General features: G+C 37.1%; 21 protein-coding genes. 7 read left to right on the forward strand and 14 right to left on the reverse strand.

Annotated features, from left to right (window positions below; genetic code table 11):
- The first annotated feature begins 124 nt into the window (after positions 1 to 124).
- Together ASU31_RS19825 and ASU31_RS19830 are read left to right on the forward strand one after the other, a co-directional pair.
- On the forward strand, positions 125 to 787 hold the full coding sequence (locus ASU31_RS19825; RefSeq protein WP_057934013.1) for a metal-dependent transcriptional regulator: 663 nt from the start codon (positions 125 to 127) through the stop codon (positions 785 to 787).
- The gene (locus tag ASU31_RS19830) at positions 774 to 2,639 is read left to right on the forward strand and encodes an Nramp family divalent metal transporter (protein ID WP_057934014.1); all 1,866 of its coding nucleotides are present in this window, start codon (positions 774 to 776) and stop codon (positions 2,637 to 2,639) included. The genes ASU31_RS19825 and ASU31_RS19830 overlap by 14 nt, the downstream gene beginning before the upstream one ends.
- 114 nt (positions 2,640 to 2,753) lie before the next feature.
- On the opposite strand, the gene ASU31_RS19835 is transcribed toward ASU31_RS19830, so the two are convergent.
- A complete protein-coding gene (locus ASU31_RS19835; protein ID WP_057934015.1) occupies positions 2,754 to 3,233 on the reverse strand; it encodes a TlpA family protein disulfide reductase in 480 nt (159 codons plus the stop codon).
- Between the two features lie 310 nt (positions 3,234 to 3,543).
- Here ASU31_RS19835 and smpB point away from each other — a divergent pair, with 310 nt between their 5' ends.
- On the forward strand, positions 3,544 to 3,993 hold the full coding sequence (smpB, locus tag ASU31_RS19840) for an SsrA-binding protein (RefSeq protein WP_057934016.1): 450 nt from the start codon (positions 3,544 to 3,546) through the stop codon (positions 3,991 to 3,993).
- A 64-nt stretch (positions 3,994 to 4,057) separates the two neighbouring features.
- On the opposite strand, the gene ASU31_RS19845 is transcribed toward smpB, so the two are convergent.
- The 3 genes from ASU31_RS19845 to ASU31_RS19855 all read right to left on the reverse strand — a co-directional run bounded on the left by ASU31_RS19845 (position 4,058) and on the right by ASU31_RS19855 (position 7,673).
- Positions 4,058 to 4,714, reverse strand: a complete 657-nt coding sequence (locus ASU31_RS19845) for a protein-L-isoaspartate(D-aspartate) O-methyltransferase (protein WP_057934017.1) — start codon at positions 4,712 to 4,714, stop codon at positions 4,058 to 4,060.
- Between the two features lie 92 nt (positions 4,715 to 4,806).
- Positions 4,807 to 7,287 (reverse strand): replication restart helicase PriA, encoded by a 2,481-nt coding sequence (priA, locus tag ASU31_RS19850; protein ID WP_057934018.1) that lies wholly within the window; start codon positions 7,285 to 7,287, stop codon positions 4,807 to 4,809.
- Positions 7,287 to 7,673, reverse strand: a complete 387-nt coding sequence (locus tag ASU31_RS19855; RefSeq protein WP_029279875.1) for a DUF423 domain-containing protein — start codon at positions 7,671 to 7,673, stop codon at positions 7,287 to 7,289. The genes priA and ASU31_RS19855 overlap by 1 nt, the downstream gene beginning before the upstream one ends.
- Positions 7,674 to 7,763: 90 nt before the next feature.
- Here ASU31_RS19855 and ASU31_RS19860 point away from each other — a divergent pair, with 90 nt between their 5' ends.
- Both ASU31_RS19860 and ASU31_RS19865 read left to right on the forward strand, forming a co-directional pair.
- A complete protein-coding gene (locus tag ASU31_RS19860; RefSeq protein ID WP_057934019.1) occupies positions 7,764 to 9,332 on the forward strand; it encodes a hypothetical protein in 1,569 nt (522 codons plus the stop codon).
- A 31-nt stretch (positions 9,333 to 9,363) separates the two neighbouring features.
- Positions 9,364 to 10,770, forward strand: a complete 1,407-nt coding sequence (locus ASU31_RS19865) for a DUF5723 family protein (protein WP_057934020.1) — start codon at positions 9,364 to 9,366, stop codon at positions 10,768 to 10,770.
- Between the two features lie 5 nt (positions 10,771 to 10,775).
- Here the strand turns inward: ASU31_RS19865 and tsaB are convergent, their stop codons facing one another.
- The 8 genes from tsaB to ASU31_RS19905 form a co-directional block, all read right to left on the reverse strand.
- Positions 10,776 to 11,471 carry a tRNA (adenosine(37)-N6)-threonylcarbamoyltransferase complex dimerization subunit type 1 TsaB gene (gene tsaB / locus ASU31_RS19870; protein WP_057934021.1) on the reverse strand — a complete coding sequence of 232 codons (696 nt, stop codon included), beginning with the start codon at positions 11,469 to 11,471 and terminating at the stop codon, positions 10,776 to 10,778.
- Positions 11,472 to 11,818: 347 nt separating this feature from the next.
- Complete coding sequence (gene yidD, locus ASU31_RS19875) at positions 11,819 to 12,049, reverse strand: membrane protein insertion efficiency factor YidD (RefSeq protein WP_057934022.1); 231 nt, start codon at positions 12,047 to 12,049, stop codon at positions 11,819 to 11,821.
- Entirely contained in the window at positions 12,033 to 12,431 is a 399-nt protein-coding gene (locus ASU31_RS19880) for a ribonuclease P protein component (protein ID WP_057934023.1), read from the reverse strand. The genes yidD and ASU31_RS19880 overlap by 17 nt, the downstream gene beginning before the upstream one ends.
- Before the next feature lie 67 nt (positions 12,432 to 12,498).
- Complete coding sequence (gene rpmH, locus ASU31_RS19885; protein WP_010601723.1) at positions 12,499 to 12,657, reverse strand: 50S ribosomal protein L34; 159 nt, start codon at positions 12,655 to 12,657, stop codon at positions 12,499 to 12,501.
- 425 nt (positions 12,658 to 13,082) lie between these two features.
- Entirely contained in the window at positions 13,083 to 13,817 is a 735-nt protein-coding gene (locus tag ASU31_RS19890) for a LytR/AlgR family response regulator transcription factor (RefSeq protein ID WP_057934024.1), read from the reverse strand.
- A complete protein-coding gene (locus ASU31_RS19895) occupies positions 13,795 to 14,856 on the reverse strand; it encodes a sensor histidine kinase (RefSeq protein ID WP_245224569.1) in 1,062 nt (353 codons plus the stop codon). The genes ASU31_RS19890 and ASU31_RS19895 overlap by 23 nt, the downstream gene beginning before the upstream one ends.
- Positions 14,846 to 15,193 carry a DUF4288 domain-containing protein gene (locus ASU31_RS19900; protein ID WP_057934025.1) on the reverse strand — a complete coding sequence of 116 codons (348 nt, stop codon included), beginning with the start codon at positions 15,191 to 15,193 and terminating at the stop codon, positions 14,846 to 14,848. The genes ASU31_RS19895 and ASU31_RS19900 overlap by 11 nt, the downstream gene beginning before the upstream one ends.
- Positions 15,194 to 15,216: 23 nt before the next feature.
- Positions 15,217 to 15,981, reverse strand: a complete 765-nt coding sequence (locus ASU31_RS19905) for a LiaF transmembrane domain-containing protein (RefSeq protein WP_057934026.1) — start codon at positions 15,979 to 15,981, stop codon at positions 15,217 to 15,219.
- A 132-nt stretch (positions 15,982 to 16,113) separates the two neighbouring features.
- On the opposite strand from ASU31_RS19905, the gene ASU31_RS19910 reads away from it, so the two are divergent.
- Entirely contained in the window at positions 16,114 to 16,986 is an 873-nt protein-coding gene (locus tag ASU31_RS19910) for a ChaN family lipoprotein (protein WP_057934027.1), read from the forward strand.
- 45 nt (positions 16,987 to 17,031) lie between these two features.
- Here ASU31_RS19910 and mscL read toward each other — a convergent pair whose 3' ends face one another.
- Positions 17,032 to 17,421, reverse strand: coding sequence for a large-conductance mechanosensitive channel protein MscL (gene mscL, locus ASU31_RS19915; protein ID WP_057934028.1), 390 nt, complete (start codon positions 17,419 to 17,421; stop codon positions 17,032 to 17,034).
- A 164-nt stretch (positions 17,422 to 17,585) separates the two neighbouring features.
- On the opposite strand from mscL, the gene rpoN reads away from it, so the two are divergent.
- Positions 17,586 to 19,058: an RNA polymerase factor sigma-54 gene (gene rpoN, locus ASU31_RS19920; RefSeq protein WP_029280404.1), complete on the forward strand. Its 1,473-nt coding sequence runs from the start codon at positions 17,586 to 17,588 to the stop codon at positions 19,056 to 19,058.
- Between the two features lie 403 nt (positions 19,059 to 19,461).
- Here rpoN and ASU31_RS19925 read toward each other — a convergent pair whose 3' ends face one another.
- Positions 19,462 to 20,472, reverse strand: coding sequence for a PorP/SprF family type IX secretion system membrane protein (locus ASU31_RS19925; protein WP_057934029.1), 1,011 nt, complete (start codon positions 20,470 to 20,472; stop codon positions 19,462 to 19,464).
- Position 20,473 lies beyond the last annotated feature (1 nt).

A 20,473-nucleotide genomic window follows, 5' to 3' on the forward strand; every position in this document is an offset into this window, starting at 1 on the left:
GTGTTAAAGGTATTTGAGAATACAAACATAACCAAATTATATTCTAAATTTTAACATAATTTATCATATAAATTTTAAATAAAAATTTTTAGATTTACCTAAAAATAAAATTAGATAAACATAAATGCAAAGTTACACAGAAGAGAACTATCTAAAGACTATTTATCACCTGGCAGAGAAAACAATAAACGTTCAAACCAATGCTATTGCAGAGCAAATGCAAACCAAACCGGCATCGGTTACCGACATGATCAAGAAATTAGCAGACAAAGGTTTAGTTGATTATATTAAATACCAGGGCGTTACTTTAACCGAAACAGGAAAAAATACAGCGATAGATATTGTACGTAAACATCGCTTATGGGAAGTTTTTTTGGTAGACAAATTAAACTTTAAGTGGGATGAGGTACATGATGTTGCTGAAGAGTTAGAGCATATTAAATCAATTGAGCTGATTGAAAGACTAGATGAGTTTTTAGGCTTTCCGAAAGCCGACCCTCATGGCGATCCCATTCCTGATAAAAACGGAAGATTTGCCAAAACCCAGTTTATTAAATTAATCGAACTAACAATAGGCGATCAAGGTACCATTACCGGTGTTACCCAGCATAGCTCGGCATTTTTAAAACATTTAGAAAAACTAGGCTTAACCTTAGGCAAAAAAATCCAGATCAGCGATGTGACCGATTTCGATGGTTCAGTAGAAATCCTGTTATCAGATAAACAAGTTAATATTAGTAGAGAAGTTGCAAAACATATTTTAATTAGCAGTAATGGCAAAAACTGAATCGTTAAGTGAAGTACATCAAAGTGTAAATACAGATAAAAGAAAAGGCTGGAGAAGAATTTTAGCTTTCATTGGTCCTGCCTATTTAATTAGTGTTGGTTACATGGATCCGGGCAACTGGGCAACCGATTTAGCTGGCGGTAGTAAATTTGGTTACCAATTAATTTGGGTTTTACTAATGTCGAACCTCATTGCGTTACTTTTACAATCGTTAAGTGCCCGTTTGGGGATAGTAAGAGGATTGGATTTAGCACAGGCATCTAAACAAGCTTATCCGCGTTGGGCCAATATTCCATTATTTGGCTTGGCACAAACCGCCATTATAGCCTGCGATTTAGCCGAAATTATCGGGATGGCGATTGGTTTACAGCTCCTTTTTGGATTGCCATTAATCTGGGGTATTTCCATTACTATTTTCGATACCATTTTACTACTCTTTTTACTCAATAAAGGTATGCGGGCCATGGAAGGCTTTATTGTTTCGATGGTTTTTATTGTTGGGATTTCCTTTCTGGTTGAAATGTTTATTGTAGAGCCCTCACTTAAAGAAGTAGCCAAGGGATTTGAGCCGTCTATACTAAATGGCGATGCACTTTATATTGCTATCGGGATTATTGGTGCCACTGTAATGCCGCATAACTTGTATCTACATTCATCTTTAGTACAAACCAGGAAGATTGAGCGTAGTAATAAGGGAATCAAGGAGGCCTTAAAATTTAACCTCATTGATACAACGGTTGCATTAAACCTTGCTTTTTTTGTTAACGCCGCCATACTGATTCTTGCAGCAGCTGCCTTTTATAAAAATGGATTGCACGAGGTGGCTGAAATTCAGGATGCACATAAACTACTTTCGAACATTTTTGGCAATGTTGCCCCAACCCTATTTGCCATAGCGTTAATCGCCGCCGGACAAAGCTCTACTGTTACCGGAACTTTAGCAGGACAGATTATTATGGAAGGCCACATTAACTTAAGGATTCAACCTTGGTTACGGCGTATGATTACACGTCTTTTGGCTATTATTCCTGCATTTTTCACTATATTACATTATGGCGAAAACGCACTTGGCGGCTTGTTGGTATTGAGTCAGGTGGTATTAAGCTTGCAATTGGGTTTTGCCATTATTCCATTAATTCATTTTACATCAGATAAAAAACTGATGAAAGATTTTGCAATTAAACCCTGGGTTAAGGTATTGGCATGGGCAAGTGCGCTAGCTATTATCGCATTGAATGTGAAACTTGTAATTGAAGAAATAAGTGGCTGGGCAAAAGAAGCCAACAACTGGTGGATTTATGTGATTGTAATACCGGCATTAATCCTGATCGTTTTACTCCTGCTTTATGTTTTCTTCCACCCGTTAATAGAAAAGAAAAGAAATGCTTCAAAACAGCTTGTACCACATGGGAATGCTTTGGATATTGGAAAAATAGACAAAATCAGTTATAAGAGGATTGGAATTGCTGTAGATTTCTCTAAAAACGATCGAAACACCATCCGGCATGCTTTAATTCAGGGTGGCAAAGATGCACACTATTACCTGATCCATATCGTAGAAACTGCTGCTGCCCGCTATCTTGGTAATGATGTAATGGACCATGAAACGCAGAGCGATGCTGCTAACCTGGAGAAATACAGGGCTAATCTGGAAGATCTTGGATATGATTCTACACCTTTTATCGGTTTTGGAAGTACCGGTAAAGCCATAGCTGATATCAGCAACAAAAATGAAATCGAACTATTAGTAATGGGTGCGCATGGTCATAAAGGCTTAAAAGATCTTATTTTCGGCACTACGGTTGATTCTGTACGGCATAAGGTAAATATTCCGGTTTTGATTATCCGGTAATTTTTTAGACCTGTCCTTTAGCTTAACTTACTTATTGTTAATATAATTAACCACAGATCAAAAGGATGAACACTGATATCAAAATCCGTGTTTATCTGTGGCAAAAAAATAAGATTATTTACCTACTACGGTCATTAGCTTTTTTACACCACCATCTCCCGATTGGTACATCAGTAGTTTACCAGCTGAAGAATATAAGTACATTGATGGGTATTGCTTTGGCAAAAAGGTTGGGATAAACATGCGTTTTTTATCCTGCAATACCAGTACATTGGGCTTGGTATTTAAACCCTTGGCATAAGAATTGAAAAACTGCGGAATGATATACCCCTCATCCATGGTAATCATGTAAATATTAATGTCTTTAAATTTGGCGTAATTGGCATTCAGATTTTTACTTTCCCGCTGACAATGCTCACAGGTACAATCAAATAAGATAAATAGATTCTTTTTTCCTTGTTTAATGTCATTATTTGAAAACGGTTTTCCATCCAGTTTGTAAAAGGTGAATTGTGGCAATAAAGTAGGTTGCTGTGCTTCTACCTGAAAAGTAACGGCTAACAATAAGATTAAAAGTAGGTTCCTGAATTTCATTTTTGAGATTTAAAGTCCAAACTTAAACGAATAAATACGAACATAATAATATATCCTTAGCTTTTACAAACAGATGAAAATTTTTATCCAAGAGAAGTCAAATATGCACATTGTTCAGAATCGTCACCCTGAATTTATTTTAGGGTCTATTTGTATGAAAGATGCTGAAATAAATTCAGCATGACGATCGCATTAAACACGAAATAAATTAAAACTAAATTATCACATCAATTTTTAGGATATTTGCAACCCGGCATGTATAATTTATACCATTGCTGAATATTACAACAACATATACTTTATTAAAATTTTGAAAAACGACATCCACATAAAGAATAAAAGAGCATATTTTGACTACAATCTTTTAGATAAATACGTAGCAGGGATTGCGCTTTTAGGGACTGAAATAAAAGCAATCAGACAAGGTAAAGCCAACATGACCGATGCATTTTGCATGTTTATTGGGGGGAACCTGTACGTGCGCAACCTTCACGTTTCGGAATACTCACACAGCTCTTTCTATCATCACGATATTAAACGCGACCGTGCCTTATTACTGCAGAAGAAAGAAATCAGAAAATTAAAGCTTAAAGGCGAAGAAAAAGGTTATACCATAGTTCCATTACGCATTTTCATCAACGAAAGAGGTTTCGCTAAAATAGAAATAGCACTGGCTCAAGGTAAAAAAGAATTCGACAAACGCGATAGCATTAAGGATAGAGATACCAAACGTGAGCTGGACAGAGCGATGAAGCGGTAGTTTAGTCAGCAGTCGTGGGCCCGAATTGACTAGGGACTGAAGACTTTAGACTAAAGACTAGTAACTACCACGCTTGGTCGCCCACTAAAGGAACAAACCTAAAAGTATCCAACACAATTTTTTCGTAGTCGGTTTCGCTTACGCGGATAACAGTAACCATTTTCTGGGTTTTCTCATCTCCTACCGGAATGACCAGAATGCCGCCTATTTTTAATTGTTTTAATAAAATTTCTGGAACCAGAGGAGCACCTGCAGTAACAATTATTTTGTCGTACGGCGCGTGGGCAGCAATTCCTTTCGAGCCATCGCCACAATAAAAAGTAGGTCGGTAGCCCATTCCGGGTAAAACCTGAATCGTTCTATTGTAGATATTTTCTTGTCTTTCGATGGTAAAAACGTTTGCCCCCAGTTCCATTAAAATACAGGTCTGGTAGCCTGAACCCGTTCCAATTTCGAGTACCTTATCTCCTTTTTTAATGTGCAACAGCTCACTTTGGTAAGCAACGGTGTAAGGCTGGGATATAGTTTGCCCATCACCTATTGGAAAAGCAATATCTTTGTAGGCTTGGTTCCAAAAAGTTTCATCAAAAAAGAAATGCCGTGGAACTTTACCTATGGCTGTTAACACATTTTGATCTTCAATTCCGCGAGATTTTAACAACTCAACCAGTTTTTTTCTCGCTCCACGTTCTCGGTAATTATCAACAAATTTATACGCCATGAGATTCAAAATTAGCGTTTCTTAAACGGGGAAACAAGATAAAGAAATCCACATTACCGTAAGTAACACTAAATCAAAACTTAAATTAGTAATTAATACGGATCTACATCAATTTGCGTAAAAACGCCTTTAAATTCTTTGGTAGCATTAAATTGGGTCAGGGTTTCTCTTAATGCATCTTTAACTTTTTGAATGGCAGTATGCTTATCAGCCTTGATAATGATCTGTTTGATATAAAGATTCCGTACACGACTTACTAAAGGTTGCTCGGGACCTAAAACCCGTTTACCAAATTTCCCTTTAAGGATATTGGCCAGCGTGAATGCCGCGTGATCTAATACATGAGAATCTTTATGTTTTACATACAAGAATATCATTCTGGAAAAAGGAGGATAAAGAAATTTCTCACGCTCAACAATTTCGTCGTTGTACATACCTTCATAATCGTTGTTCACCACCTGCTTGATAATACGGTTTTCGGCATCGTAAGTCTGGATACAGACATTACCCTGATCGGCCCTTCTACCTGCCCTACCCGCAACCTGTGCCAACAACTGGAAACTCCTTTCGTAAGCACGAAAATCGGGGTAACCTAAAAGCGTATCGGCATTAATTACACCAATAAGGTTCAGGTTATCGAAGTCCAATCCTTTAGCCACCATTTGTGTGCCGATTAAAATATCGGTTTTCTTCTCTTGAAAGTCGTTTAATATCTGTTGGAGCCCATTTTTTGTCCTTGTACTGTCCATGTCCAACCGGGCAATGGTAACTTCCGGGTAAAGTAACCTGAGTTCCTCTTCAATCCGCTCGGTACCAAATCCTTTTTGCTCCACATGCACCGAACCGCAGGCCGGACAGATATTTACGCTACTTTGCTGATAGCCACAATAATGGCAATGTAATTTGCCGCTGCTTTTATGATAGGTTAAACTTACATCGCAGTTTACACATTTTGGAGTATAACCGCAGGTAGCACAGATTAAAATGGTGGCATAGCCCCTTCTGTTCTGAAATAACACAATCTGTTCGTTTTTAGAAAGCGCCAGGTCGATATCTTTGATCAATACACTCGAAAAATACGAGCTCATTGTTTTTTTCTTCGTTTCTTCCGAAATACTTACCACCTGCTGGTTTGGAAGCTGGACACCGCCGAAGCGCTCTTTCATTTCTACAAGTCCATATTTACCCTGTAAGGCATTATAATAACTCTCTAAAGATGGTGTAGCCGAACCTAAAACAACCTTGGCCTGATGCAGATAACCAAGGTAAATGGCTGCATCCCTGGCCTGGTAACGTGGTGCAGGATCGTATTGTTTGTAAGATGGTTCGTGTTCCTCATCAACCACAATTAATTTTAAATCCTGAAAAGGAAGAAAAACGGCTGAGCGAGCACCAAGGATTACCTTATAAGCACCGGTTCTTACTTTATTCCAGATTTCTACCCTTTCGCTATTGTTGAATTTAGAGTGGTATACCCCTATTGAATTACCAAAATAGCGCTTAATACGTTCTACAATCTGTGTCGTTAAAGCAATTTCGGGCAACAAGAACAATACCTGACCATCTGTATTTTGAATGATTTTTTCAATCAGCTTGATATAAACCTGTGTTTTTCCAGATGCGGTAACACCATGTAGCAAAACCACTTCTTTTTCTTCAAAATATCGGTTAATCTGGCCTAATGCTTTCTGCTGTCCTTCGTTCAGTTCGAAATTCACACTGAATTCTTCATCGTGCGCGGCCAGGCGACTAACCGGCCTTTTCATCACCACAAAAATATCTTTGTCGGTTAAAGCTTTTAATGCCGCTGGTCCACAATTACTTTCCTCTAAAAGCTGTTCTTTAGAGATCGGCAGATTTGATTTTTGTAATTTCAGGTAAGCCAGTAAAGCGTCTAATTGTTTAGGTGCCCTATCCAAAACATTAAAAAGCTGTTTCAGATTTTCTTCATCGCTATAAAAATCATTTAAAATGATGAACGATTTAAGCAAAGGTTTATATTTCTGAACCACTTCTTCTGCTACCAGAATTAATTCTTTATCGAGCAAATGATTGATAATCGGATATACGGTTTTCTGCCCAAGGAGCTTCGAAACATCATTAACAGTAAGTTTCTGCTGCTGTTTCAGTGCATTGATAATGATTTCTTCCTTATCGGTAAGTTCGGTATCTTCATTGTAATCTTCGCGAAGAATCAAGATCGTTTCGCTGGCCAGCTTTAAACTTGCAGGCAAAGCAGCTGCCATTACATCCCCTTCATTGCACATGTAATAATTGGTCATCCATGTCCAGAATTTAAGCTGCATGGGTGTAATTACAGGCTCAGCATCTACTACATCGATAATATATTTTGCCTCATAAACCGTTGGTGGTACGGTGCTGATGCCGCTAATTAAAGCGGTATAAATTTTATGCTTTCCAAACTGAACAACCACCCGTTTTCCGACGGCAACCTGATCGTTTAAATCGAAAGGTACCCGATAAGTATAGTTTTTCGCCAAAGATAATGGCAAAATAACTTCAACAAAAAGTGTTTCTCTTTCTGCAAAAATATCGTTTTCGAAAGTATTCATTATTTATCTTTAAATGCCGCAAAAAAGAGCATTATCCATCCCAATACAAATAAAAGCCCACCAATTGGCGTTATTGGGCCAATAAATTCAGTAAATCCTAAATGCGATATGCTTCGGGTAGCCAATAAATATAACGACCCTGAAAAAAGGATGATTCCAAATGTGAAGCAGAAATAAGCAATGTTAATGAGCTTGTTTCTATAACGTGCAAAGGTAGAAAGGTACAATAGTGCAAATGTATGATAGAACTGATAATCAACACCTTTTTGCCAAATTTCTAATGATGGTCCATCAATTAGGGCCTTTAGGCCATGAGCACCAAATGCGCCCAGCAAAACAGCAACAGCACCAAAAAAAGAAGCGGTAAGGATTATTCGTTTATTCATAGTTATTTGCTAGTAGCAATCGCTAAATTAATAAATTGACAAAGAACTTCTCACTAATCAATGTAATAAATTAAATTTGTTGCACAGCAGATGAAAAAAATCGTAATTCTAACAAGTGCATTATTTTTAGGTGTAGCCTTTATGGCCTACGTCTATTTTTCGAAATTGGGAATTGATAATGATGCGAAAGACCTGGCGCTGCAATCGGCAACCAATAATGCCGCATTGGTATTTTCTTTTCAGAACGATAAAGGTTTTTACGATATCATTGAAGGGCAACAGCTTATACAACAGGTTTTAGGGAAGGATAAAATGAACCTGTTAAAACAGCTAAAAACAAGTATCATCGACGATAATGTACTAAACAGATACCTAAAAGATCAGCAAGTTTATATTAGTGTACTGCCCGACTCGAATAAAACCCTGAACTTCTTAATCACCGTACAGATACAACGTGATAATGACATCAAAAAATTCTACGAACAGTTAAAATTAAAAAAAGCGATCAGCGAAAACGCTAAAGACCTGTACACAGTGAAGCTCAATGACAGCTTATCGGTTTATTTAGGTGTTCATGACCAGGTATTAACAGCTTCAACATCGCTCAAACTGATCAATGATGCCAATGTACGTTTAACAGAAAATCCCTTTACCGAATATATTAAGGAGAATAACCGTCAAATTAAAAATGTGCTCACCCATGTTTATATCAATTTTAACCAGGCGCCCTTATTGCTCAAAAATATTATCGCAGGTAATATTAATGGAGAAATTGCAATTTTTAATAAACAGAACAGTTTTGCCGTACTTAATTATAATTTTAGCAAAGAAAAAATTCTTTTCAGCGGAAATACAGAGTTAAAAGATCAGTATAACTACCTTAAACTATTCGAAAACATTGCTGCTCAAAATACATCTATCCAAAACATCCTGCCTGATAATACAGCAAACTATGCACTTTATGCTTATGATGATTATGGCAAATGGCTTAAAAAATTAAATAGCTGGCAGGAACAGACGAAAATACTTTCAAAAAATAATGCGGTAATAAAAAAGGTAAAAGACGAATACAGAATAGATTTAAATTCGATTTTTACCACTTACACGAAGAATCAATTTATTCTTTTTCAATTAAGCACCAGCGAAAAACTAGGTGCAATTTCATTATCAAATGGGGAAAAAGTAAAACAGTTGTTGCTTGATGTAAGTGCAGATTACAATGAAGATATTAAGCTGTTTAAATCAGCCGATATCCTGTATAGTTACTTTGGCGAACCATTTAAAAAATTCGGCAGGCCATATTATACCATTGTAGATAATAATTTGGTTGTGGCCAATAATGCGAGTACAGTTCAATCATTTTTAAATGATTACAAGCATAACAGGCTCTTAATACAGACCCCACAATATTTAGATGCAGTAAACCAGATTTCAACTACTTCGAATGTGAGTTATTACATCAACACCAAAAATTCGGCAGATATTTTCAGGAACAACATTCAGCTTCCATTTTATAAACATTTGAGGGGCGATAGCGGTTTAAAAAGTTTCGATACTTTTTATTATCAGATGAGTGCAGATAAAAACAAGTTTATCACTAACTTGCTTTTAAACAAATATTTAAAGCCAGAAATACCAGATTCGTTAAGTAACCGTTAATAAGGAAACAAGCCCAGAAAAACTATTTTACATGAAGAAACTTTTACTTGCGTTACTGGCATTAGCCAGCTTCGGGGTTGCAAATGCACAACAATATGCACTTTTTGGCACCAAAACGATGTTTGATGCTTTCGAAAACCCATCTCAAAAATCTTTCACCCTCGATTCATCGCGAAAATTCTCTTCCAATTTCTTTCTGCCCTACTTTGGTACAAATGCCATTAATAAGGGAAGCTCTAAGTTTGCCATAAGAAAATTAACACAGGAAGGTGTTTTTGATACAAGAAGTTTACTGATTGGTACTGGAGAAGTGAATCATTTTTTCGAAAACAGCAATATTTATGTAGCAGCATTCAGACTATTCAAATCTTATAAGTATCAAAAAGAAATGGGGTTTTCTTGGCAGATCAGATCTGATGCACATATCGATTATACAAATGAAAGCCTTGCTATTTTCGATTCTTTTGAAAGATTTAACAAAGGACAGCAATATACCGGAATATTCGATACCAAAGGTTACGAACAAAGTTACCATCAGTTTAGCTTTACCTATAGGGAAAACTGGAACAAGAGGCTCGCTTTTGGGCTAAAAGCAAGTATACTGAGCGGGATATTATACAACAAACTCGATATATCTGATTCTTATTTATACATAGATCCAGGCGCTTCTGCATTATTGATCGGGCTGAATGGTACCTACTCGAGCAATTTCTCTGATTTTAACGAGATAAACAAGAAAAACTTCTTTCCCAACTTTAAAAATCCTGGTTTATCATTAAGTTTTGGAACGAATTACACCACTAAAAAAGGTCTGTTTTTGATGGCCAATATTAAAGATTTAGGTTTTATCTGGTGGCGGAGCAACACACAGCGCACTACTATAGATCAATCTAAAGTGATTGAAAATTTAGAGGACCAATCTAATACCAACCAGGAAATAAAGGACATTTTTCTGCTTTCAGAGCAGAGTAAAAAATTTTTAGCACCTACAAATGCCAAACTGGATGTCTACCTATCTAAACGGTATGGATTTTACAAACCAGGATTAGCCGTTTCGAAAAACCTGTTTTATAAAGGTGGAGATATTGCTTTTGTGAATACTTTCATCGTCAACGATTTTTCTGGCAGTGTTATCCCGTTGTATAACTTAAATGGTGTTTTCATGGTCGGGTTGCAAGGGAAATACCAGACGCCAAATTTCGAGTTGTTTATGGGTACCGATAATTTAGTGGCTACCAGTTTCCAAACTTATGGACTAATTAAAAAAGATGCTACTGTAGGCAGTGGCCCCAATGGCGCTTCTTTTTATATGGGTGTGGGCATTAAATTCGGCAACGTGGTTAACCATCCGCAGTTTGCCGATGTAATACCCGGCATAAATGATAATGAAGGTGGGAGTTTCTTTAAAAGTTTGTTTTCGATCTTTAAAAGAAAATAAATGGTTTAACCCTGTGCTTGTTGTTTTTTAGATTGCGTAACGACAAAATCTTTCAGGTAAAAAGGTTCAAAATAAGCTACATCTTCAAATTTACTGTTGCTGAAAGCTTCGTTAGCTAACCACGACATGTATGTTGCAGCATTAAAATTGGCCTCATCAAACTTTGCATTTTGGTGTGTTAAAACTTCAGCACACTTAGCTGCTCCATCACCTAAAAAAGTAACGGTTTGCTGCGTGAGATAATCAGTAAAACTTGTTTCATCAATAATTTTTGCCTCAGTTGACGTGATGACGTTTAAAGAACGGTCGAAAATTGAGGTATAAACCTCCATTCTACGGGCATCGATCATTGGACAGATTAGACCTGAATAATCAGGGTTTTCCATTAAGTAACCAGCAGCCATCATTTCTAGCGTTTCAATAGCGATTAATGGCTTATCCAATGCATAACAAAGGCCTTTAGCTGTAGAAACGCCAATCCTTAATCCTGTATAAGACCCTGGCCCTTTACTTACCGCAACAGCATCCAATTCCTGATAACTTACACCTGCCGTTTTAAGCACCTCATCAATAAACAGGGTTAAATTAGCAGCATGCAGGTTTTGTCCTTTTTCTTCTTTAAATGAAATCGTTTCGCCGTTGATAGATAGTGCTACCGAACAAATTGCAGTAGCAGTTTCTATTTGAAGTATTTTAGCCATTACGCAAAGATATTAAAAAATGGATGTAGTCGGAAGTCCGATGTCAGAGGTCTGAAGTTAATTTAATTTAGCGTTTGAAGTCAATTAACCGTTTAACCAGTTTGGCGTTTGGAGTCAATAACCGATTTAAGCAATTACTGGGGCAATTATCCCTCGTGGCATGTCATCCAGAGCGTAGTCGAAGGATCTTTATAATTGAAATGAAATAGATTTCTCTCCCGAACGTTCGGGACTACGCTACAGTCGAAATGACGGCCGCGTTAACCAATAATCAAATGACTAATGAATCAATAACCAATGAGCGATGGCAACAAATGAACTAATGACCAGTGAACTAATGAACCTCGCTACGGAACAGGATCGTGACCATGTTTGCCCCATGGATGACAGCGGCCAATGCGTTTCAGCGCCAGCCAGCCACCTTTAAATGGCCCGTGCTTTTTAATGGCTTCTACCCCATACTGCGAGCAAGTTGGCGTAAACCTGCAATTTGCGCCCAGCATTGGCGAAATGGCATATTGATACACCTTGATTAAACCTAAAAAAAACCATCCGAAAATTTTATTGATGAATTTCATTTGGCTGGATTAAATTTTGAAAGCGTTTAAAAGTAGCAATCAGTTTTTTCTCGATAAAGGCAAAATCATATTTTTCTTTACCTACGAACTGAATAGAAATCAAAAGCAATCCCCTATCGGTAGGTAAAGGCATGTATAATTTATCTTGTTTATTTAGGCGATAAGCTTCGCGTATGCGGCGCTTGAGCAGATTGCGATCTACTGCCCGTTTATATCTTTTTTTAGGAACGTTGATTACCACCTGTGCTTGCACATCAGCTGGTTGATCGACAAAAAGATAAGAAATCCGGAAGGGGTATAATAAAAAAGAAGAACCGTTTTTAAACAACAGGTCTAAATGTTTCCTGCTGCATAACCGTTCTTCTTTCCTGAATGTGTACATATATTTTTGATTGATAACTGCAGATTTTGATCTGCCGATCCCGAATTAACGGAAAAGCAATCAAAAATTATGCTTTATGCTTGCGTTCGTCAGAAACTGTTAATCTTTTTCTTCCTTTAGCACGACGTGATGCTAATACTCGTCTGCCGTTAGCTGTTGCCATTCTTTCGCGGAAGCCGTGTTTGTTTCTTCTCTTTCTTTGCGAAGGTTGGTATGTTCTTTTCATGACTGTATATTATCTATTGTAAAATTAAGAGGTGCAAATATAAAGCGATTTCTCTACAAATGCAAGAGTGATTAATTATTATTTTTTCTATTTAATGCAAATGTAAAAAATCTTTTGAAAAAATGGGCTAATGTTCTCATTTTAGACGATTACCTGCGTTATTTATTTCATCAAACGTTCCTACGGAACGAAAATATGCATATTGCATTTTTTCTACCAATGATTCGTTCTATAGGAACGAAATAAGGAACCCTGACAATATCTCTTGTTATTGGTATTAGGCGCTAGAAGGGAACAGGCCAATAATAACAGCAGCGACCACCGTAAAACAAACCTGATTGCAGTGATCCCGATTCTTCATCGGGAGTAACGGAAAGCAGGACTAACCATAACTTTAGCAGTTGATTGCTTTCCAAATAATCAGCCTAAAGCCCTAAAGCCGCCTTCAGCTTTACATAACCAGTTTTACTCACCGGCAACCAGATATCAGATTTTAACAGCACCACATAACTATCCTTCTCTTTTAGCTCTATTTTGGTTACCTGGGCCAGGTTAATGATATAAGACCTGTGTATACGGATAAACTGGCTCACATCGAGCGTTTGTTCGAAATAAGCCATGGTTTTGTTCTTATAGAAAGCACCATCAACTGTACTTAATTTCACATAATCATCATCAGCCTCTAAATAGTTGATATCAGCAACAGGAATAATCTTAATTACACCGTCTTTTTTAACCACTACCCTATTATTTTGCGCCGGACTTAAAGCTGCTGCATCCAAAACAGCCTCCGTATTTTCGGTTTGATTTAATTTGTTAGGCAGTTTTTTAATGGCCGCATCGAAGCGCGATTTATCGATGGGTTTAAGCAGATAATCTACTGCATTAACCTCAAAAGCTTTAATGGCATATTCATCAAAAGCTGTAGTAAAAATCACCGCAGGTTTATCTTCAACCAGCTCGAGCATTTCGAAACCGCTTATTTTAGGCATTTGGATATCCAGAAAAATTAAATCAGGCTTATGCATGGTAATGGCTTTTAAGCCTTCGAACCCATCACCACATTCGGCTACAATCTCTATTTCTGCATGATCTGAAAGGTAATATTTTACAATATCTCTTGCTAAAGGCTCATCGTCAATTAGTATTGTTCTGATCATTTTTTTGTGGAATTTTTAGGGTGGTAATATATAAATTATTTGCCTCAATATCGGTTTGTAGCAGATGGGTATTCGCAAATAACAGATATAACCTGCGTTTAATCGCACTTAAACCAAATCCTGTTCCTCCGGCAGCCTTCATTTCTGGGTCGAAAGGATTTTGTACACGTAATTGCAAAATATTATATTCAACGGTAACATCTATCTTGATGGTAATGCCTGCGGAAGTATTATAAAGTCCGAATTTAATAGCATTTTCTACAATGGGCTGCAATAAGGTGCCTGGCAAACAAAGGTTTAAAGTATCTTCTGCCACATTAACTTCGATATTTAACCTGTGGCTAAACCTCACCTTCTCAATATCAAGATACAATTGGATGTACTCCATTTCTTCTTCTACCGAAACCCACAATTCATCATCACGTTTTAATGTACCACGAAGAAAAGAAGCTAATTTCATAATCATTACACCTGCCTCTTTCGGATTAACCATCGTAAGTGCAAATACCGAGTTTAAGCTATTGAAAAGAAAATGTGGCTGTAATTGGTGCCTTAACTTATTTAACTCAGCCTCTTTGGCTAAACTTTTAGCTGCCGATAGTCTTTCGTGTGTTTCTGATTGTTCTTCTAATCTATACCATAAAATATTAGCTAAAGCACACCAGGCCAAACACATGAAAGAAATTAAACCTCTGAAGGCAAAAGAGAAATTGTAAAAATCCTTGTACTCTTTATAATCTGAAAAAATATAAAGCACCACATATTTTGATGCAAAAATAATCACAAAAGTAAGCGCAAGCGTGATGATCAGTACGTACAGTATCCGCTCATTTTTTGGCTGGTAATACCCAAGCATGTTGCTGATACCAATGCAGGCCAAAGCCAATAAAAAATTATTGGTTAAGCTGTCGGTTATTGATATCCACCAAGAAAAATTAACTACATAATGTAATCCTGCACCACACAACACAGTCCACACTATTGCAATAGTGAACGATATTTTCTGTATTTGCGGAACAGATAAAGGTCTAGTTGTCAAAATGGTTTTGATTAGTTAATGATTTATTGCGGTGCGCTAGCTTTTCCAGGTATTGTGTAACCGATTTTGGTTCAACAATTCTGGAACTTACTTCTACACCATCAGCAAGTTCTTCTACTGCCGATATCCCACCTACACCTATAAACTTCCATACTACTTTATCGCCGTTACAATTATTAAAAGAAGGGTTAAAATGTACAGCATTCAATTTCGCTTTGTCTAAAGCCTGCGCAATCCCATCTGCCTGGATTAAACGCGTTTGTTCATTAAATTGGGGCGTATGTTTTCCCTCACCACAAATTACCTGATAGATACAATTTACTGCAAACCATTTCATAGGCGATGTTTTATAATAAATGTTTAGAAACTTTTAATTTCGATCCCTCCAAATAAAGCCGTCCCATCTAAAATCAATGTTTTTTTCATCTCTGCTACCGGCATTACATGCGATCTTTTATCTTCAACGCTACCAAATAATGCCGTTACGTTCGATTTTATTGCCCAGTTTTGTGGTACAATTAATTTAATTCCTCCAAAAACTGCTGTTACATCAAGCGATACTGTATCAGGAAAATCAGCCTGAGTCATTACAATATCTGCTCCGCCAAATACAGCTGTAATATCGCCCCCTTGAAAGTTTTTAGAGTAAACCGTTTGGTTACTTCCTCCAAAAACGGCCATTACTTCAATAACATCATTATTATTTACAGTCTTTTTATCGGCAGCTTCGTTAAAATCAAAATCGGCTTTATTCTTATCCTTACGTTTTTTTCTAAAAGCCTGGGTATCCTTTGGCCTGAAGATTAAAAACCCGCCTACTATAACCAAACCAATACCTAAAGCATATTTAGATAAATCAAGATCTAACCCAGGTATATTATCTAATGTATTGTAAGCACCAATCAAAATCAGGATCAGCCAGGCTATTCCTTTAAAGTTACGACGAACGCCGATAAATACACCAAGTGCAATTAAAAAATTAGACCAGCTGAATATCCATCTTGGAATATTTAATCCCATATTATTCAATAGAAATGCAAATCCGATGATGACTATGATGAAACCACTCCAAACCCTTCCTGAGTTTTTAATGTGGTTGTTATCGTTTTTATTAAGATTATCCATGTGTGTTCATATTTAATAACCCAAAAGTATTGATAAGCACCCGATCATAATAGATCTGGCTTGCAGGAACTCGATAAAAGGCGGTAAGTGCCCTTATTTTATCGGTGAAAATTATTTTGTTATTTTGATGGCATGAAATTTCCCCTATTAATGTTTGTTTTTACTATTTCTACTAGCTTATACGCACAGGAAATAAGTAGCCATTACAAGATTTACGATGTAAAAAAACAGAAATCCATATCAATAGACGACATTGTTGCTGATATGGACCAGGCAGATGTTTTATTCTTTGGCGAAGACCACAACGATTCTATAGGTCATTATCTGGAAGCGGAGCTCTTTAGAAAACTCAATTCAAAATATCCATTAAAAACGGCACTGTCTTTAGAAATGTTCCATACCGATGTACAACCTGAGTTAGACGAATATTTAGCAGGATTAATTTCAGAAAAAAACTTTGTTAAAGAAGGCAGAGCCTGGGGTAATTACAAAGATTACAAACCTTTAATAGAATACGCCAAACAAAACAAGTTAAAAGTTATTGCCTCAAATGCAGCGACGCGCTACAGCAATGCCGTTACCATGGGAGGGCTTAAAGTTTTAAAAAATTTCCCAAATACATCATTCAATTTTTTACCACCCTTACCTATCGATACTGCTCAGGGGAGGTATTATGAAAAATTCACAGAAACTTTAGGTGGCCACAGCATGGGTTCAATGAAAATTTACCAGACACAAAATTTATGGGACGCAACCATGGCATGGTCTATAAATAAGTTTGTTAAGGCAAACAGGGGCTTTAAGGTTTTACAGCTTAACGGACGTTTCCATAGCGATGAAAAACTGGGAACATTAGCGAAACTGGCTCAGGCTAATCCAAAATTAAAAATCCTGAACATTTCATCATTTTCTGATGAAAGTTTTACGAATCCAGATTGGCAGCAATTTAAAAAACTCGGTGATTACATCATTATAACCGATCCAAGTGTAAAAAGAAGTTATTAAACCAAAAAAGCCGCCCCGTTATAAAATCGGGACGGCTTTTATATATTATGCTTTTGTTTTTAACAAATCTCTGATTTCGGCTAAAAGCACTTCTTCTTTTGTAGGTACGGGAGGAGCTGAAGGCGCAGCTTCTTCTTTCTTTTTTAAATTATTGGCACCTTTAATAATAAGGAAAAGAACAAATGCAACAATGATAAAAGTGATTACCTGCGAAAGGAAATTCCCATATTTTATCGCGGTACCTGCAATGGTAAGTTTGCTTAAGTCTTCCAATCCTGCAGCTTTTAGTGCCGGACCCAAAACCGCTGGAGTTATTATATCTTCAACCAAAGAGCTAACAATTTTGCCAAATGCGGCACCAATGATTACACCCACAGCTAAATCGAGTACATTTCCCTTAACTGCAAATTCTTTAAATTCTTTTATAATGCCCATATTTCATTAAGTTTTAGTTTTTATTACTAAAGTAGCAAACATTAAACTCAATACAAATGTTTATGAAATAATTTTAAAACCAAACATATCGATAGCATTTAAGTCAATTCAGCAGAATATCTGAAATCTATTGTTTATTTTTGCCCCATTCTTTTATATTTACTATGCTAAAGCAACACTTACAACAAAAATTATTACAAAAGTTATCACCGCAACAAATACAGTTTATTAAACTGTTGCAGGTGCCAACCGTTGCTTTAGATACCCGTGTAAAAGAAGAACTTGAAGAAAACCCGGCGCTTGAAGACCCAAGCTTAATGACTCAGGATGAGCCAAAGAGCGAATATGATGATTTGAATGACGGGCCTGAAGATTACGAACAATCATCAGAAGATACCAGCATGGATGAATTTAATGTAGATGATTATTTACAGGACGATTCTACCAACGATTATAGTACCAACTACAACAATGGTGATGACGATGAGGAGAAAAAAGAAACTCCAATTGCCATTGAAAGTACTTTTTTTGAAAGTTTACAGGAACAATTAGATCTTATTCCCCTATCCGATCAGGATTTTATTATCGGCAAACAGATTATCGGTAGTTTAGATGATGATGGTTATTTACGCCGTCCGCTGGGCTCCATGATTGATGACCTTGCCTTTTCTCAGAATGTTATGGTTGAGGAAGAGGATGTATTGGAAATGTTAAAACTGATCCAAAGCTTCGATCCTCCAGGTATTGGCGCAAGAGACCTGAAAGAATGTTTACTGATCCAGTTAAAAAGGAAAGACCCGAACAATCCGATTATAGTTAAAGCAATGAATGTTGTAGAAAACTATCTGGATGAGTTTACGCGTAAACATTACGATAAATTAGAAAAAAGTTTAGGTTTAGACAGTGAAGAACTTAAAGAGGTTGTAAACGAAATTTTGCGTTTAAACCCGAAACCAGGTGATGCCAATCAGGTTACCACCAAACAAATGCAGATTATTCCTGATTTTCATATCAGTAATAATGATGGCGTATTAATATTGACGCTAAATTCGAAAAATGCCCCAGAATTAAAGGTAAGCAGATCTTATCAGGAAATGTTTGAGCATTACGACAAGGCGTCGTCGAAAGATAAAAAACTGAAAGAAGCTGTTCAGTTTGTGAAGCAAAAATTAGATTCTGCACGATGGTTTATCGATGCGATTAAACAAAGACAACAGACTTTGTTAAAAACGATGAATGCCATTATGCATTATCAATATGAATATTTTTTAACAGCCGATGAGCGTAAAATGCGCCCAATGATCTTAAAAGATATTGCCGATAAAATTGATATGGATATTTCAACCGTATCGAGGGTGGCAAACTCTAAATATGTGCAGACCGAATTTGGCACTTTCTTGTTAAAATCTTTCTTCTCAGAGGCTATCCAAACCGAAAACGGTGAAGAAGTTTCGAATAAAGAGGTTAAAAAAATACTGGAAGACTGCATTGGCAACGAAGATAAACGCAAACCTTTAGCAGATGAAAAATTAACCGAAATTTTAAAAGAAAGAGGTTATAACATTGCCAGAAGAACTGTTGCGAAATATCGTGAGCAAATGAATATTCCGGTAGCCAGACTCAGGAAAGAGCTTTAGATCAGTTGGCAGTTTTCAGCTATTGGTTTTCAGTCAGCAATAAATTATCAATTACCAAATAGAAGCTTTCTATTATTGTGACTGGGAAATTAGCAGTCTAATGTGCTTGGCAGCTTCAGTCCCGCTTTCCATTCCAAGTCCATCCCGATGAATTGGGATTCCTCGCTTACGGGCTTTCCATTAAAATTGGGTTAAGCACAAAGTTTCTGCACCCTGCAACCTCAAAAATGAAAAACTGCCTTGGTCATTTAGCCCCGGCCCCGGCTGAAGCATTACCCTGCAGCAACGAGGTACGAGGAAGCGAAGCGTAAAAGCGAAAGACGGGAGGAAACTTCCTGTTCTATACAGGTTTTGCGCTCCGATCTATAAATCACACACCTATATAAATCTGAATACCAGAATATTACCACATTTTAATATACGATGGCACCCTATAGATATTATTCAGCAATAGGCCCAATACAATTTCATGACTGCCATTACTTACCTGATTTAACTCTGATGTTGTAAAATCGTAAGAGTAGGTTAAGTTAACCATCTTACCGATGTTAAAGCCAGCCATTGCCGCAAACGAATCATCTTTGCGGTAACTGCCGCCCAACCATATTTTGTCTTTAAAAGCCAGTTTCAGGTTTACATCAACAGAAACCGGGGCAGGTGATACATACTTTACCATTACCGATGGTACAGCGGCAATTTCATCATCTAAGAAAAACTTATATCCTGCCGTAGCAAAATAATGTGGGGCTTCTTTACCCAGATTATAGCTGTTATCACCAGTGAAACTTAATTTCTGAGGTAAAATCTGCTGTACGGATAAACCTGCAAACATCCTGGCGCCATATAACCACAAACCGATGCTTAAATCGGGTTTCACCTGATTAATCAATGCCCTGTTCATAATCGGATCTATCGGCGTATCGAAAGTAAGCGCATTAACATCTAAAGAAATACTCGAAATACCTGCAGCAACACCTGCCGAAAGATTAAAATTATTACTTAGCTGTAAATGATAGGCATAGGTAACATTCGCATCCAGTCTTTTAATCGGACCAGTTTTATCTAAAACAGCAGTTACCCCCATTCCATGATGCGATGGCGACGACATGTAGTTTTGCATATAATTACGGTCCATCGGATTACCTGTTTGCTCAGGGAAAGAGGTTAGTGCATTACTCCACAGTTGATTATCGCCCAAGGCCCAATGTGCCGATACAAATGAAGTTTGAGGCGCATCGGTAATACCTGACCATTGTTTACGGTAACCAGCTTTAAAATCGAGATAATTTTCAATCCCTGAGAGCGCTGGATTTAGCAGATATTGATTAAAAATGTATTGCGTATACTGTGGCTTTTGTTGTGCAAAAACCTTAAATGTTGCAAAAAGTGCAAATATGATGATGAACTTCTTCAAT

Origin of the sequence: Pedobacter ginsenosidimutans, from assembly GCF_001442625.1 — a bacterium.
Classification (GTDB): Bacteria; Bacteroidota; Bacteroidia; order Sphingobacteriales; family Sphingobacteriaceae; genus Pedobacter; species Pedobacter ginsenosidimutans.

Excerpts from the sequence above, each read along its gene's own strand:
- ASU31_RS19890 (WP_057934024.1), bottom strand. The coding sequence starts at position 13,817 with ATGATCAGAACAATACTAATTGACGATGAGCCTTTAGCAAGAGATATT.
- ASU31_RS19880 (WP_057934023.1), bottom strand. The coding sequence starts at position 12,431 with ATGTACACATTCAGGAAAGAAGAACGGTTATGCAGCAGGAAACATTTA.
- ASU31_RS19830 (WP_057934014.1), top strand. The coding sequence starts at position 774 with ATGGCAAAAACTGAATCGTTAAGTGAAGTACATCAAAGTGTAAATACA.
- priA (WP_057934018.1), bottom strand. The coding sequence starts at position 7,287 with ATGAATACTTTCGAAAACGATATTTTTGCAGAAAGAGAAACACTTTTT.
- ASU31_RS19910 (WP_057934027.1), top strand. The coding sequence starts at position 16,114 with ATGAAATTTCCCCTATTAATGTTTGTTTTTACTATTTCTACTAGCTTA.
- ASU31_RS19860 (WP_057934019.1), top strand. The coding sequence starts at position 7,764 with ATGAAAAAAATCGTAATTCTAACAAGTGCATTATTTTTAGGTGTAGCC.
- ASU31_RS19845 (WP_057934017.1), bottom strand. The coding sequence starts at position 4,714 with ATGGCGTATAAATTTGTTGATAATTACCGAGAACGTGGAGCGAGAAAA.
- yidD (WP_057934022.1), bottom strand. The coding sequence starts at position 12,049 with ATGAAATTCATCAATAAAATTTTCGGATGGTTTTTTTTAGGTTTAATC.
- ASU31_RS19905 (WP_057934026.1), bottom strand. The coding sequence starts at position 15,981 with ATGGATAATCTTAATAAAAACGATAACAACCACATTAAAAACTCAGGA.
- mscL (WP_057934028.1), bottom strand. The coding sequence starts at position 17,421 with ATGGGCATTATAAAAGAATTTAAAGAATTTGCAGTTAAGGGAAATGTA.
- ASU31_RS19900 (WP_057934025.1), bottom strand. The coding sequence starts at position 15,193 with ATGAAATGGTTTGCAGTAAATTGTATCTATCAGGTAATTTGTGGTGAG.
- ASU31_RS19865 (WP_057934020.1), top strand. The coding sequence starts at position 9,364 with ATGAAGAAACTTTTACTTGCGTTACTGGCATTAGCCAGCTTCGGGGTT.
- ASU31_RS19835 (WP_057934015.1), bottom strand. The coding sequence starts at position 3,233 with ATGAAATTCAGGAACCTACTTTTAATCTTATTGTTAGCCGTTACTTTT.
- tsaB (WP_057934021.1), bottom strand. The coding sequence starts at position 11,471 with ATGGCTAAAATACTTCAAATAGAAACTGCTACTGCAATTTGTTCGGTA.
- ASU31_RS19855 (WP_029279875.1), bottom strand. The coding sequence starts at position 7,673 with ATGAATAAACGAATAATCCTTACCGCTTCTTTTTTTGGTGCTGTTGCT.
- ASU31_RS19825 (WP_057934013.1), top strand. The coding sequence starts at position 125 with ATGCAAAGTTACACAGAAGAGAACTATCTAAAGACTATTTATCACCTG.
- rpmH (WP_010601723.1), bottom strand. The coding sequence starts at position 12,657 with ATGAAAAGAACATACCAACCTTCGCAAAGAAAGAGAAGAAACAAACAC.
- rpoN (WP_029280404.1), top strand. The coding sequence starts at position 17,586 with ATGCTAAAGCAACACTTACAACAAAAATTATTACAAAAGTTATCACCG.